Here is a 14,010-nt window from a genome sequence, read left to right on the forward strand (position 1 = left end):
GGCCGCGCCCGCGAAGCTTGCCTGCTCCGCCGGCGCGGCCGTTGGACATTTACGCGGCGCGAACGTAGCCGTAGCGCAGGTTCGAGGGCTCCTTGGCCGCCAGCGCATACTCGTTCTTGAGCGAAGCGAGACGGTCCTCGGAAAAGGCCGGCATCCTGGTGTTCTCAGCCGCTTTCAGCCTGATCTTATAGAATTTGGTGGCGTTGCCGCCGAAGATGAGCTGCTTGGCGGCGCTATTGGCGTCGCCGAGCGGCGCAAACCCGTACTTCTTCTGCATGTCCTCGGGAATCTCGAGGCGGCGCAGCGCCTCGATCTGCCACTGCGGTGAGCCGTACCAGACCGAGTCAGTCCCCCACATGACGTGATCAACCCCCATGCCCTTGATCAGCGTGCCGACCAGCGCGGCGCAGAACTTCGGATGCGCCACCGCCGAGTTCGCAAAGGACGTGCCGAGCTCGGCATAGACGTTGGTGACGCCGAATTTCTGCGGGATTTCCGAAAGATCCGTGGCCCACTGGATGCGGCCGGTCTGCTCGAACTCGGCCCAGGCCTTGTCCGGCAGCTCGAGGAACGCCCGCAGCGCCGAGTGATAGATCACGAAGTTCATCTGCGGCCAGTCCTTTGCCGCCTTTCCGATGTCCCACGCGGTTGCGTATTCCCACACGCCGGCGAACGACTTCTCGTAATCGGGCGGCAGCAGCCCCTTGTGGATGCACAGCGTGTTGATGCCGGCCTTCACCGCTTTTTCGTAGAACGGATACATCACCTGCTCGTCGTCGAGCCGCCATGGGAACTTGGAGGGTGCCAGCGGGTCGCCGATCGTGTAGGACTTCCAGGAATCGGGCTTGTAGACCTCGATCGCCTTGTCGACCTCCTCCATCCAGCCGGGCTGCTTTGGGGTGATGACGCTGTGCGCCAGCAGGCGGCGCGAACCGGCGAAGTCGTTGATGAGTTCGCGGGCCTTGACGATCTGCTCGTTGGACAGAAGCCACCAGCTCGGATCGTCGAATGGTGCGCCGCTCAAGAGCGCCATGTGGGTGTCGCTGTCGTAGTAGATCTCTTTCACATAGTTCATGAACTTGTAACGGGCGAGCGAGGAGACGCCCTCCTCCTTCATCTTCGGGTTCCAGTGCTGGCTCGCAAAGTCCGCCAGCCCCAAAAGCTCCTTGTGATCGAAGTCGTCGCGCACGAAATGGGTCTGGACGTCGAAGATGAATTGGCCGGCGAGGCCTTGCGCGCGCGCCAGCATCAGCTCGGGCTCGCGGGCCTCTGCAGGTGCAACCTGGAAAACATTGCCGTAGACGTCGTTCATTGCGAGAAATGCCGCAGCCATGCCGCAACTCGTGTGCAGGAACTGCCTGCGACTCAAGCCGAGGTGCTTGCCGTTCAGGTCGGCGAGATCGTTGATCCGTGCCTCGACCTTCTTCTGTGTAGCGCTCTGCGGGGGCGGGAGATACTCGCCGTTGGAAACAATTTGAGTGGGGATCGGCGTTGCCGCCGATGCTGCCTCGGCACCCGCAACGAGGCGCTGCTCCCGTTCACTAAGCCAAGTGCTCATCGTTCTCCTCCCTTGTTGATGATCGAAGCGCGTGCCGGTCGTTGCCCGCATGGAGGTTGCGTGCGTCTGGCTGCTTCAGAGCGGTTGGCAGGCCGGCTCGTCGCGCCGTCCCGGGCTCGCTCAAAAATTGCATCGCAGCCGCACATGACGCGACGAATTCAACGCTCAAATTTCCATGATCGCAAGCGGAGTAATCCGGCAGCCGCACTGTCCCAACTCATTTCGCTTCTGATCGTTTTCAGAACTTGAGAACGAAACACTTTTAGCTGTGTGGGGGTACTTGGGGATCTGCCCAGCAGCGGCGCCGTGCCGGGGAAGCGACGATGCGGCGCATCGCGACTTCAAACCGGCTCGGGCAAGACGTCATCTTGTTTGGATACGGCGGCAGTCAGGCTGATCGGCCCAGAGGATGAGCTTCCGTGACCGATACGACGACATGCCCCGCAGGAAGTAAAGTTGGGCACTCTGCATACGAACTTGGGATTCTGCTCGGACGTCAAACAGTCGTCCTCCGTCACGAGGCGCGAAACAGCCATACGATCTCCACCATACATCAAATCAAGGGGTGTGGCCGAGGTCGAGGCATTCCGCAACACGAAAACGAGCAGCCAACTTATCCGCACTGCGGCTCTGCGAAGAAACAGTCCCTTCGGTGTAGCGTAGTCTTCATCGCCCTCGGCCGATGAGTCTTTCGAGACTTCCGGAACGGCCCGGCGGGAAACGGCGTGCATCGCATCGTACATGTAACGCTCCTGCTTCGTTGAGCGTGCGCACGATGAAGTCCGGATGTCGCAGAACTTTGCCGACCGCTGCCGGAAATTGTCGCGATCTGTCTCAGGAATGCTGCATTGCATAGTTCGCGACAGTTGCGGCCAAGGTTGATGGCCACTCCTGTCATCCGCTCTTCAATGATCTTGCTCTCGATGCAGCTTCTCGATTCGCATCAGGCATACCGGTCTGCGACAATTTGCGACAAAGATGGTTCACCGGGACAACGTTCTGCGACAGCTTGCGCCTAAATTGTTTCAGCCAGATCGGGGAATCATGCACATGAGGCCGGTTCCCGCTCGGATCGGCCGGCATCGGCATCGGGGTCCTGCGATCCCGATCCGATGCCGCGACGCTGTCAGTGAAGCCAGCCACAAGCATTTGATTTCGGTCGATCATATGCGGCCGATACATTCTGTTACACTTTTTCGATGGGTTGGGTGCAGGACTTCAGTATGATCCGGGGCGGAGCAAACTAGATGGACTCGGCACCTCACATCGCCGTAGTAGATGATCATCGCGATATTCGCGATCTGGTCGGCAAATACTTGATGCAGCATGGCTACCGCATCAGCCTTGCGGAGAGCGCTATTGCACTTCGCCGCTTGCTCGAACGAAGTGCTCTGGACCTGGTAGTTCTTGACGTCATGATGCCGGGCGAGGACGGACTGTCCCTGTGCCGCCATCTGCGCAGCACCACGGATCTACCCGTTATCCTGTTGACTGCGATGGCTGAGGAGACCGATCGAATCGTCGGCCTGGAAGTAGGTGCCGATGACTACGTGAGCAAGCCATTCAATCCCCGCGAACTTCTCGCCCGTATCAAAGCAGTGCTTCGACGAGTCCAAAGCCTGCCGCCGCAAAAGGGCCGGCTCGCGACCAAGGTCGTGCGCTTCGATCGGTGGACCTTCGAGGTCAACCGGCGCGAGTTGGTTGGACACGACGGCGTCGCAGTGCCGCTCAGCACGGCGGAGTTCCGCCTCTTGTGCGCATTTCTCGATCATCCGGGCCTGGTACTCAGCCGCAATCAGCTCCTTGACCTGACGGTCGGCCGGGATGCCGATCCATTCGACAGGAGCATCGACAATCAGGTCAGCCGCTTGCGGAAAAAGATCGAGGCCGATCCGAAAGCACCAGCCTTGATCAAGACGCACTGGGGCGGTGGATACAGCCTCGCCGCGCAGGTCGAGCAGCCATGATGAGCTTATGGAAGCGTAGTCTTGCGGCCCGTTTCATCTGTTTTACCCTGCTGTCTTTAATGCTGTCACAAGCAATCGTGTTCTTCATTTCGTGGGATGAGCACGGGCAGGCAATTCGGAAGACTGCCAAGGGCGAGATACTCAGCCGGTGCGCTTCGCTCGCGCGGGTATTGGAGGCGACGCCTCCGGCGCTTCAAACAGATATCCTCAACGCCAGTAACACCAGTACGGCGAGATATTGGATATCGGCTAACGGTCTGAAGGATGCCTCCGCGTGGCGTGAGGAAGCATGGGAACGTTTGGCTCAGCCATTGCCGCGCGTGTCCTTTCCCGGCCATACCGTCCCGGCCGAGGCGAGACCGGATTTCGCCCGAAATAATGCCAGCGGCGGCAGCGCCGCCTCCTCGCAATGGATCGATTTAAAGCCGGAAGCCTGGCCGCTGTCTCGACCAGCGAAATTTCTTTATCTCGATGACGCCACCGGCATGGGACTGGCCGTTCGATTGGCGAACGGCGCATGGCTGAACACTGCATTTGCCAAACCCGCGCAAGACGGCTTCTGGACCTCCAAATCGACCGTTACTCTCGGCCTCTCGGCGTTGTTGTTGTCGATCATTGCTGTATTCGCCGCTCGAGGCATCGCGCAACCATTACGCCGCCTGGCCGTAGCGGCCGAAGCCCTGGGCCGTGGTCAGGAGATCGTACCGCTGCCGGAAACCGGGCCCGACGATATCCGACGTACCGCCGAGGCATTCAATCGCATGCAAGCGCGCCTGCACCGTTTCGTCGACGACCGCACCAGAATGCTGGCCGCCATCGGCCATGATCTGCGCACACCTCTAACCTCGCTCCGTTTGCGTGCGGAATTCGTGCCCGACGAGGACATCCGCGAGAAAATGCTCTCCACAATTGCCGAGATCCAGACGATGACAGAGGCGACTCTCGCATTCGCTCGCGAAGACGCAACCGCAGAAAGCACGCGGAACGTGGACCTCTCGGCTCTCGTGGAAAGTCTCTGCGATGATCTCGCTGAACTCGGTTATGACATCTCCTTTTCTGAAGGGCAGAAAATCAGCTATAGCTGCCGACCAGACGCACTGCGCCGCGCGTGCCGCAACCTCGTCGAAAATGCCATCCGGTATGGCGAGCGAGCGCGCGTCAGCGTGGAAAGGCAAGCGGATAGTGTCGAAATCACCGTCTCGGACGACGGCCCCGGTATTCCAGACAGCGCCAAAGAGCAGGTTTTTACGCCGTTTTTCCGGATGGAGAATTCCCGGAACCGCGAAACAGGAGGCGTAGGTCTCGGCCTTTCCATTGCCCGGACCATTGTCCGCCACCACGGCGGCGATATCGTCTTAACCAACACGCAGAAGGGGCTACAGGCGACCATTAGCCTGCCAGCGCAGGACAGCGGGCCGCCTCCTCCCATCAGCCGCCCGGTCGCAGGAGCGAAGGACGTTACCAACGCCCTCGAAGCGGCAAAACCTTCGGTGGCCACGATGTTGCAGCGCGCGTCGAAATCATATTGATCACCCAGCAGACCGCCGATTGATCGATTCCATTCGAATGGGTGCCTGCAGCTTGATTGGGTGTGCCTGTCAGCCGCAAACCCATTTGGGATTTCGTCATTTCCTCGTTCAGACTCGACTGGACGAACGCATCGTGGGCGGCGCAAGCAAATTATCAGTTGCAACGGTGTCCCTTCCCGAAGGGTGCAGGTTGCTGCAAACTGCCTATGTAGCCTGCGATTCGTAGATGTCTTGAGGAGCCATGAACGAGACTTTGATATCCGCCTGCATGATGTTTCTCGTTCCGGCAACGCTTTTGTTTGGCGCTTTAGGTGTCGCGAACTCGTCCTTTCTCAAGGTGCTGGTCTGCTTGCTTGGCGTGGCCACGACAGGACTATGGCTTTACCGCATATGGTGGTGGACAAACCTGTCTTTGATTGATCGCAGAACGGCGCTTGGCCTCGCGGGCATGTTTGCGTGCGCGTGGCTAGTGACATTCCTGGTGCAGTTGAAGAATGTGTTCTCGCGCTGACCGGGATATCCCCAATCAAGGCCCCGCAGCGATGCGAATACCCAGGGCCAGAAGAGCGCAGCCCACAAGGCCGGCCATGAAGACCGCACGCATCCACGGCTTGCGCAGAATGATCTCGCCCTGCCGTGCCTTCTCGCCGGGGTAGGCTCGGGAACCATCCGAATGTCGGCCCGTCGGATTTTGCTTTTCAGGCATTTGCGTACCGCCTTGGCAAGATACCGCGGATACTCCACGAAGGAGTTCCTGATGGAACGCGCCCCCGCGTCATCGCGTTGCCGATAATGTCAATGGAATAACTATCTATGTCACGAATTGATCCTTTGACGAGGCACCGGGTTAACGCACCTACCAGTCGAGCCCGCCGCAACGTTCAATCCGTCAACTGACGGGAATGGCGACAAATCGCGTTGCCTGGTTTGACTTTACCCGCGCCAATGCGATGCGCTTGCCCTTGCTTTGAACTTCGGTCAGCGCCTTGTAGAAGTCGGCAGGAGTCTTCACGGCGTTGCCGCCTACGTCGAGAATAACATCCCCGGTCGAAAGTCCGCTCTCAGCCGCAACACCCCCAGGGTCAAGATCGGCGACAATGACACCCGGGACACCGGGACCAAAGTTGTCCGCAGGCATCAGGGTCAGCCCGACGTTTGGTTTATTGCCGTCCGCCGTCGGTGATTCCGATTTCTCAGCAATCGAGCGGCTCTCAGGAACCGGAAGCTCGCCCAGCGTTATGCTGATATTTTTTTGCTCGTTCTGACGGATCAGGCCAAGCTCGATTGATTTGCCGGGAGCCATATCGCTGACCCTCTTTATCAAGTCGCGATCATTGCTGGCTGGCTGGCCGGCAACCGAAGTGATGACGTCGCCGGGCGCGATATCGGCTTTCGCAGCCGGGCTGTCCGGTTGGATTTCGGTAACCAAGACGCCGTAGACCGGCTTGTTGAGACCGAGACCCTCCACGATGTCGGGACTCACCGATTGAACCTCGACGCCGATCCAGCCACGGGAGACGGTACCGTTCTGCTTGAGTCTTTCCGCGATCGTCTTCACCGTTTCCGCTGGAATCGCAAAGCCGACACCGACCGAGCCGCCTGTCGGCGAAAATATTGCACTGTTGATGCCAATCACTTTGCCGCTAACATCGAAGGTCGGTCCCCCGGAGCTGCCTTGATTGACCGGCGCATCGATTTGGATGAAGTCGTTGTAGGGACCAATGATATCGCGCGCGCGGGCCGAGACAATTCCAGCCGTCACCGTCCCACCGAGTCCAAATGGGTTGCCGACGGCAAGAACCCGCGCACCAATCCGAGGCGCCTTGTCAGCGATCTGGGCAACCGGGAATTCCTTTTCGCCTTCTATCTTGAGCAGCGCGAGATCTGTTTTCGGGTCGGCGCCAACCAGCTTCGCAGGGTAAATCCTGCCGTCGTCGGTGGTGACCTCAATTTTTTCGCTGCGCCTGACCAGATGGCTGGTCGTCATGGCGTATCCATCCGACGATATGAAGAAGCCTGATCCCAGAGTGGTGGCGATACGGGGCTGCGAGGTGCCTCGGCCACCCATCGGCACATCGGAACGATTCGAGGGCGCGCCGCGACCGGAAGGCTGTTCCTCTTGGTCTTCGTCCTGCTCTACCTTCGCGCGCACCCCCACGACCGTCGGCTTGATGCGATCCACGAGATCTTCAAAGCCCACCGGCAGTGCGGCAGATCGGAAGCCAACGGCGGGATTGTACCAGGAGTACAGCTCTCTCCACGTGGAGGCATTCAATCCATCCAGCCAGGCAGCCGTTCCGACTCCGAGAATTCCGATCACAAGAATAGAGGCAGCGAGAATGGCGCGGCGCATCTTACCAGCGGTACGTTTTTCGGCCATGAGCCTTCTCCGTTCGCCCCAATCCAGACCTACCCGGCGGCCCTCCAGCACCCGATGAGCATTGAATTCAAGTAGTCACTCTCGTCTCAGCCGAGGCACACAGAAACAGTTGCCCTCGGGATTCCATGTGCTTCTGGCGGCCGAACCCTTGAGGGCGCAGCGGCGCAATCCCTTACGCGGACGAGACGTGAGAACCTCCCGGTTCGACGACGCCGCACATGGCGGCGCCGGTCGCCGCCGGGTCGTACTTCCTCGCGGCGTCAGCCAGCGAGACAATACCCACGAGGCGCTTGCTCCGATTGACGACCGGCAACCGCCTAACCTGTATGTCGCTCATATTTTGAATAACGTCGTCGATGCTGTCGTCCTCAAAGCAATACTTGACGTCCCTGGTCATTGCGTCGCGGACGCACGATTGCCCGTCCCTGCCCTGCGCGACCGCCCGTGCCATGATATCGCGATCGGTGATCATCCCGACCAAGCGATCGTTCTCTCCGACAGGCAAAACGCCTATATCCTTGGCCGTCATTCGTTTGGCGACCTCTCCCAGCGTATCGTTCGGGCTGGCAAGTTGCACATTCCGACTCATCACGTCTGCCACTTTCATTGATCCGTTTCCATGCTTAGCCTGGGGAATGCGGCCGCTTGGCCAAAGCATCCTGATGTCCTCTGGCAATGCGTGGCGCACTTTTGCCGTTTCGGGCTCCACGACGTGTCGCTGGACGGCGGAGAATACAGCCTTGATGGCTTTCTCCGGATTTACGGATTTTCCTCCGCCTTCGAGGCCATCCGCAACGCGAGCTACGAACTCCTCGCGTGAACGCATCGGGTCTGGCTGAACAGCCGGACGATACTGCTCATAGAAGGCCCCACGAATCAGCAAGGGCAACTGTGCAGCAAGATGCGCCGCGTCCTCGACGGGGAGCCGATCACGCAAAGCCCGAAGGACGACGCCAAGAACGCGCCAAGCTAATCGACGATCCGGTCCGATCTCCTTTGAAATCTCCTTGAGCCAGACATTGGTCGCGTGAATCGATCTGTCAAAAGTTTCAAGGCCATTCGCGCTCATGTGGTAACTCCGCGAGTTGGGCTTTACTGGCGAACGGGCGCCTGCCGAAGTGGTTCCATGCCGAATTGTGGCCGGTTGCTGCGAATAGCCAAAATGCCGGCCAGGCCGGCGGAACCCAGCCTTTCGTCAATGCATGGCTGCTACGGATAGAGCGCAACGATTGCAGATAATCCGAGATCGCCCGTCGTAGGAAGCATTACGTTCCCCTTTCGCGTTGCGAAGATTTTGAATCCAGGTCGACAAGCGCTTGCCGGAACGTCGTCTTGATTGATGCGTTCCATTAGGACTCCACTCAGAGGAGGTAGACATGAGAAAACTGACACTGACATTGCTCGCCGGCGCCGGTGCACTCATAGCCTCGAGTGCATATGCTGCCGACGAGATTCAAACTGGAGGAAGTTCGCCCCTCCTTCATCAGGCACGGGTAGTCTGTGACGACACCGGCCGATGCTGGAATACCCGGAGTCGCGCCATCATCAGAGATGGTTACTATGCAGCTCCGCGCTACTATGACGACTACGATCGCGGCTACTATCGCAGGCCGGGCGTAGGCGTTTATGGGCCGGGCTTCAGCTTCGGCATAGGCCCAGACTGGTAAAGCCATCAATACCCACCGAGCGATTCTATTTCGCTCGGTGGGTCGCGGCCTATTTCTGCGAACCGCCGTTTAGGTTACGAACTGTGATGCGCCGATCCTTTTTCGCAGGAGACGTTCATTCGTCTCCGGGGAGAATGTTTGATGTGCGATTATAGTCTTCACGCTGTCAGATCGCGGGCCGCCGAGGTGGGCGACCAACTAATCTCGACCCGATTTCCCGGGACCGAAACGCGAGGCTTCGCGGCGGTGGGCGAGCCGGGCGTGGCAGTCTGCCTTCTCCCGGGCACCGAACTCGCTTTTGAACACGAAATCGAGACCGTCCATGCCTTCGCTCCCCTCCTGCCGAGCCTCCGGTTTGGTATGCAAGGCGAACGACTTGCCCGGTTTCGACGACTCGACCCCCGCCAACCGCACGTGCATCATGACGCACTCGAGCTTGCCAATGGCAGGGGCGTCCTTGTGACGAGGCTCAAAGAGGGTCAGCGCGCGACCGTCCTGCAGCTGCCGGCGAACCCGCAGTTCGGCAAGGCGGACGAGCGTCATCATCACGAGGGTCATCATCAGCCGATAGATGAAACCTCATCTCCTGAGATTGCTCATGCTGCAGATGATCGCCAATAAGCGCATGGCGTACGCGATATCGGGATGGGTAGTTAACAATCGTCGTGGTCGGTGGAGAATGTGAACGGTCGCAGCCAGACAGGTAAACTCGCCGTCGTATTTGGCGGGACCGGTTTTCTCGGCCGCCGGGCAGTCCGGCATCTACGCAGGCACGAGTTTTCCGTTCGCGTGGCGTCGAGACATCCCGATCGAGGTCGGGATCTGTTTGGGTCCGACGATTCCCGGATCGAATCGATCGAAGTGAATATTCACAACGAGCCATCAATCGCCAGAGCTGTAGCCGGCGCTTATGGCGTGGTGAATGCAGTTAGTCTTTATGTCGAGCGTGGACGGGAGACGTTTCATTCCGTACATGTCGAGGCTGCGCACCATATAGCGGCGCAGGCGCAACAAGCTGGAGTCGAGCGGCTCGTACACATTTCTGGAATCGGCTCCGATGCGACCTCGTCATCACCCTACATTCGCAAACGCGGCGAGGGCGAATCGGCAGTCCGGGCAGCGTTTGCCGACGCGACCGTTGTTCGTCCGGCGGTAATGTTCGGTCCAGATGACACGTTTATTACCACTATAATCACGCTCCTCCGGCGCTTCCCCGTTTATCCAATGTTCGGGCAAGGACTGACGAGATTGCAGCCGGCCTACGTGGAAGACGTGGGAGAAGCGATTGCGCTGATATTGCAAGGGTCTGAAACAGGTACCACGTTCGAGTGCGGCGGCCCGCGCGTCTACTCTTATAAGGAGCTTGTCAGCGCCCTGGCGCGCGAAGCCGGAGTTAAACCTGTTCTTCTTCCCGTTCCCTTCGCCGCGTGGCATGCATTGTCGCGGATGTTGGCAATATTGCCGAGCCCGCCAATTACTCGTCATCAAGTAGCGCTTATGCAAGTCGACAACATGCGATCGTCGGAAATGCCGGGCTTTGAACAGCTTGGAATTTCACCGCGTGCGGTCGAGGATATCATCCAGACTATGCTGAGAGGCCGCTAAGCTAAGAGCTGTTAAGGGCGAGCGCGCCCGCCCCCAAATAGATGGCCAGGACCCAGTTAGCATCGATTGCCCGGCCTATATTCGGTCGCGCAGACCCTTAACGCCTTCGCCTTGGGCGCAATGCTCGCAACAATAGAATGTGCCCCCCTTCTCCAGGCCATGTCCGACGATGCGGATTCCGCAATGATCGCAGGTTGGTGCGAGCGCATGAATGGCGCATTCGAAGCTATCAAAGGTATGCGCCTTGCCGCTCATCGTGACCTGAAACGCCTTGTCGTAGTCGTTGCCGCAGGTTTCACATGTAGCCATGATGTCCACCTTCGCCGATATGTCGCAGATGTATATTGAAGTCTGCAAATGGCATCCGGTTCCAACAGCGGGCACTGCGACACGTCAGTCAGCGGCCGCGAGAGATAGGCAATTCCAAATGCGGCGCGCGCCTCCACTGATTCGAAGCAACGTGGGACCGGAGCACGAGCCGATACCGGCCGCAGATCTTCTGCATGCGTCGCCCGTTTCAGCGTATCGGATGGTTATATCTTGGAGCGCGTCTCCATTTCTGTGATCGATTTGGTTGATATGGGTCAATCGCCGGGAAAACGTGTGTCAACGGGCTGCCCTGCGCTGGTCGGCTGATCGGCGAATCGTAAGACACCTCTGAAGGTGGCTGACACAGCAATAAGCCGGCACCGGCCACCGTGATTGAAGCCAAGAACTGAATATCCGGCCGCTGTGCGGGATCGTGCGCGACTGCTGCTGCTTCATATTGAAGTCTTGCATTGCAAGCGCAGCTCGGGAGGCCATTGAAATGCGTGCAGGCATCGTGACGCATACAGGCAGCATCTAAAGCATCAACAGGCCGAGCTCCCGGTCGGCCACCCGGGCCACAGTAATTCCCATGAAATAACAACCCGCCCTGATCGATGTGAGGGCCATCGCCAGCAACCGATTGCCCGACATGAAATTCCCCAGATCGAGCATCCGCCACTGCGGTCAGAACAATACAGATGCAAACGCTGAAAACCACGCACGAGCGTCGCAGCCGGAAATACATGGCATAAGGCCTTTTCATGCTCGAGCCACCCAAAATTGTGGCCGGCTGGAAAATCCATTGAAAGCATAATGTTCAGGACGCGCCCCAGTTCCAGATGCAGTAGCGTTGGAGCGACCGCTGCGCTGGCTTCGGGCGCGCCGGCGAGCGGCGGGGCCGCCCATGATCTTTCCGGCCGGTCGAGCCGCGGCGGCTTTGGGCTAACGCGGATGCCCGAGCGCTGGTTTATCGCTCGATCGTGCCTATACGGCGAATCTTCTTCTGCAGAAGCATGACGCCGTAGAGCAGCGCCTCGGCGGTAGGGGGACAGCCCGGCACGTAGATGTCGACGGGGACGATGCGATCGCATCCGCGCACCACCGAATACGAGTAGTGATAGTAGCCGCCGCCGTTGGCGCAGGATCCCATCGAAATGACATAGCGCGGCTCCGGCATCTGATCGTAAACCTTGCGCAGGGCCAGCGCCATTTTGTTGCGCAACGTTCCGGCGACAATCATCACGTCAGACTGGCGCGGTGACGCACGCGGTGCAAAGCCGAAGCGTTCGGCGTCTTAGCGCGGCATCGACATCTGCATCATTTCGATCGCGCAGCAAGCGAGACCGAAGGTCATCCACATCAGCGAGCCGGTGCGGGCCCAGGTAATCAAGTTCTCTGCGCTGGTGGTCAGAAAACCTCTATCGGTCAAGTCGTGGTTCACCTCGCGAAAGAAGCGGTCATCGAGACCAATACCCCGCTCCGTACGCAGATGGATCGTTCCGATTGACGCAGGCATGCTCATTCGATGTCCCTGTTTGGTTCGTGCATCGATTACCGCCATGCGAGCCAGCGACGAAGCTGGCAAGCAGCACCCATCGGCAGATGCCATTTCTGCACACCAAGCCAATCAATGCAGAGGGCAAACGTTCCTAGCCGTACGGCACAAACGGCCCGTCGATCGGCGCGTTCGCGGAACGGATGCAGGACTGGGGCGTTTCAGGTTCCAGCGCAGCGAAGGAAATCTTCATGGCCGAGGCTGCTCTCCGCAATTTCACGATCAATTTCGGACCGCAGCACCCGGCGGCACACGGGGTGTTGCGACTTGTCCTGGAGCTCGACGGCGAGGTGGTCCAGCGCGTCGATCCCCACATCGGCCTGCTCCATCGCGGCACTGAGAAGCTTATCGAGTACAAAACCTATCTGCAGGCGCTGCCATATTTCGACCGGCTCGACTATGTCGCGCCGATGAATCAGGAACACGCGTTCTGCCTGGCGACCGAAAAGCTGCTCGGCATCACGGTTCCCCGACGGGGCCAGCTCATCCGGGTGCTCTATTGCGAAATCGGAAGGCTACTCTCCCATCTGCTCAACATTACCACCCAGGCGATGGACGTTGGCGCCCTGACACCGCCGCTTTGGGGGTTTGAGGAGCGCGAAAAACTCATGGCATTCTATGAGCGAGCCTCGGGCGCTCGGATGCATGCCAACTATTTTCGCGTCGGCGGAGTACATCAGGATCTGCCTTCCAGGCTGCTCGACGATATCCGGGCGTTCTGCGATCCGTTCCTGAAGGTTTGCGACGATCTTGAAGGCCTGCTGACCAACAATCGCATCTTCAAGCAGCGCAATGTCGACATTGGCGTGATCAAGCTCGCCGATGCCTGGGCCTGGGGATTTTCGGGCGTCATGGTGCGCGGCTCCGGCGCGGCATGGGACCTGCGCAAGGCACAGCCCTACGAGTGCTACCCCGAGTTTGATTTCGACATCCCCGTTGGCAAGCACGGCGACTGTTACGATCGCTATCTCGTGCGCATGGAGGAGATGCGCCAGTCGGTCCGCATCATGAAGCAATGCATCGAAAAGCTTCAGGCGCCTGAAGGACAGGGGCCGGTCGCGACGCAAGATAACAAGATCGTTCCGCCGCGGCGCGGCGAAATGAAGCGTTCGATGGAGGCCATCATCGAACACTTCAAGCTCTATACCGAGGGGCATCGCGTTCCGGCCGGCGAGGTCTATGCGGCCGTTGAAGCGCCCAAAGGCGAGTTCGGTGTCTATCTTGTCTCCGATGGGACCAATCGGCCCTACAAGTGCAAGATCCGCGCGCCCTCCTTTGCGCATCTCTCGGCGATGGACTTCATGACGCGCGGCCACATGCTGGCCGACGTTTCCGCCATCATCGGATCGCTCGATATCGTGTTCGGCGAGATTGATCGATGAATTCAGGGATCTGAGACTACCGAAATGCGGGGATCGCTGCGTTGCATGACAGAAAACC

At 59.0% G+C, this 14,010-nt stretch carries 13 protein-coding genes and 2 pseudogenes; 5 read left to right on the top strand and 10 right to left on the bottom strand.

From position 1 onward, the window contains the following. Positions 1-49: 49 nt before the first annotated feature. Together CP49_RS19305 and CP49_RS44775 are read right to left on the bottom strand one after the other, a co-directional pair. The gene (locus CP49_RS19305) at positions 50-1,558 is read right to left on the bottom strand and encodes an amidohydrolase family protein (RefSeq protein WP_057851775.1); all 1,509 of its coding nucleotides are present in this window, start codon (positions 1,556-1,558) and stop codon (positions 50-52) included. A 341-nt stretch (positions 1,559-1,899) separates the two neighbouring features. Continuing rightward, positions 1,900-2,301, bottom strand: a complete 402-nt coding sequence (locus tag CP49_RS44775; protein ID WP_156438514.1) for a hypothetical protein — start codon at positions 2,299-2,301, stop codon at positions 1,900-1,902. 504 nt (positions 2,302-2,805) lie between these two features. On the opposite strand from CP49_RS44775, the gene CP49_RS19315 reads away from it, so the two are divergent. The 3 genes from CP49_RS19315 to CP49_RS19325 all read left to right on the top strand — a co-directional run bounded on the left by CP49_RS19315 (position 2,806) and on the right by CP49_RS19325 (position 5,565). Continuing rightward, complete coding sequence (locus CP49_RS19315; RefSeq protein WP_057851777.1) at positions 2,806-3,525, top strand: response regulator; 720 nt, start codon at positions 2,806-2,808, stop codon at positions 3,523-3,525. Further along, positions 3,522-5,054: a sensor histidine kinase gene (locus tag CP49_RS19320; protein WP_063791717.1), complete on the top strand. Its 1,533-nt coding sequence runs from the start codon at positions 3,522-3,524 to the stop codon at positions 5,052-5,054. The genes CP49_RS19315 and CP49_RS19320 overlap by 4 nt, the downstream gene beginning before the upstream one ends. A 241-nt stretch (positions 5,055-5,295) precedes the next feature. Further along, positions 5,296-5,565, top strand: a complete 270-nt coding sequence (locus CP49_RS19325) for a hypothetical protein (protein ID WP_057851779.1) — start codon at positions 5,296-5,298, stop codon at positions 5,563-5,565. A gap of 15 nt (positions 5,566-5,580) precedes the next feature. On the opposite strand, the gene CP49_RS19330 is transcribed toward CP49_RS19325, so the two are convergent. The 5 genes and pseudogenes from CP49_RS19330 to CP49_RS44780 all read right to left on the bottom strand — a co-directional run bounded on the left by CP49_RS19330 (position 5,581) and on the right by CP49_RS44780 (position 9,647). After that, a complete protein-coding gene (locus CP49_RS19330) occupies positions 5,581-5,760 on the bottom strand; it encodes a hypothetical protein (RefSeq protein ID WP_057851780.1) in 180 nt (59 codons plus the stop codon). Between the two features lie 183 nt (positions 5,761-5,943). Next, positions 5,944-7,434, bottom strand: coding sequence for a trypsin-like peptidase domain-containing protein (locus tag CP49_RS19335; protein ID WP_057851781.1), 1,491 nt, complete (start codon positions 7,432-7,434; stop codon positions 5,944-5,946). 172 nt (positions 7,435-7,606) lie between these two features. Beyond that, positions 7,607-8,041 carry a CBS domain-containing protein gene (locus CP49_RS19340; protein WP_057851858.1) on the bottom strand — a complete coding sequence of 145 codons (435 nt, stop codon included), beginning with the start codon at positions 8,039-8,041 and terminating at the stop codon, positions 7,607-7,609. Between the two features lie 60 nt (positions 8,042-8,101). Beyond that, positions 8,102-8,503 (bottom strand): annotated as a pseudogene (locus CP49_RS42935) (DUF2267 domain-containing protein); the annotation flags it as partial. A gap of 796 nt (positions 8,504-9,299) precedes the next feature. Continuing rightward, positions 9,300-9,647 (bottom strand): hypothetical protein, encoded by a 348-nt coding sequence (locus tag CP49_RS44780; RefSeq protein WP_156438515.1) that lies wholly within the window; start codon positions 9,645-9,647, stop codon positions 9,300-9,302. A 135-nt stretch (positions 9,648-9,782) separates the two neighbouring features. On the opposite strand from CP49_RS44780, the gene CP49_RS19350 reads away from it, so the two are divergent. Then, positions 9,783-10,706, top strand: a complete 924-nt coding sequence (locus CP49_RS19350; RefSeq protein WP_063791724.1) for a complex I NDUFA9 subunit family protein — start codon at positions 9,783-9,785, stop codon at positions 10,704-10,706. 75 nt (positions 10,707-10,781) lie between these two features. On the opposite strand, the gene CP49_RS19355 is transcribed toward CP49_RS19350, so the two are convergent. From CP49_RS19355 to CP49_RS19360, 3 genes and pseudogenes are all read right to left on the bottom strand, one after another. Beyond that, on the bottom strand, positions 10,782-11,015 hold the full coding sequence (locus tag CP49_RS19355; RefSeq protein ID WP_057851859.1) for a hypothetical protein: 234 nt from the start codon (positions 11,013-11,015) through the stop codon (positions 10,782-10,784). 534 nt (positions 11,016-11,549) lie between these two features. Continuing rightward, entirely contained in the window at positions 11,550-11,687 is a 138-nt protein-coding gene (locus CP49_RS44785; RefSeq protein WP_156438516.1) for a hypothetical protein, read from the bottom strand. Between the two features lie 295 nt (positions 11,688-11,982). Then, positions 11,983-12,537: pseudogene (locus CP49_RS19360) on the bottom strand (NuoB/complex I 20 kDa subunit family protein). Between the two features lie 224 nt (positions 12,538-12,761). Here CP49_RS19360 and CP49_RS19365 point away from each other — a divergent pair. After that, positions 12,762-13,952 carry an NADH-quinone oxidoreductase subunit D gene (locus CP49_RS19365; protein ID WP_057851784.1) on the top strand — a complete coding sequence of 397 codons (1,191 nt, stop codon included), beginning with the start codon at positions 12,762-12,764 and terminating at the stop codon, positions 13,950-13,952. The last annotated feature ends 58 nt before the right edge of the window (positions 13,953-14,010 follow it).

The sequence above is a fragment of the Bradyrhizobium valentinum genome, assembly GCF_001440405.1.
Classification (GTDB): domain Bacteria; phylum Pseudomonadota; class Alphaproteobacteria; order Rhizobiales; family Xanthobacteraceae; genus Bradyrhizobium; species Bradyrhizobium valentinum.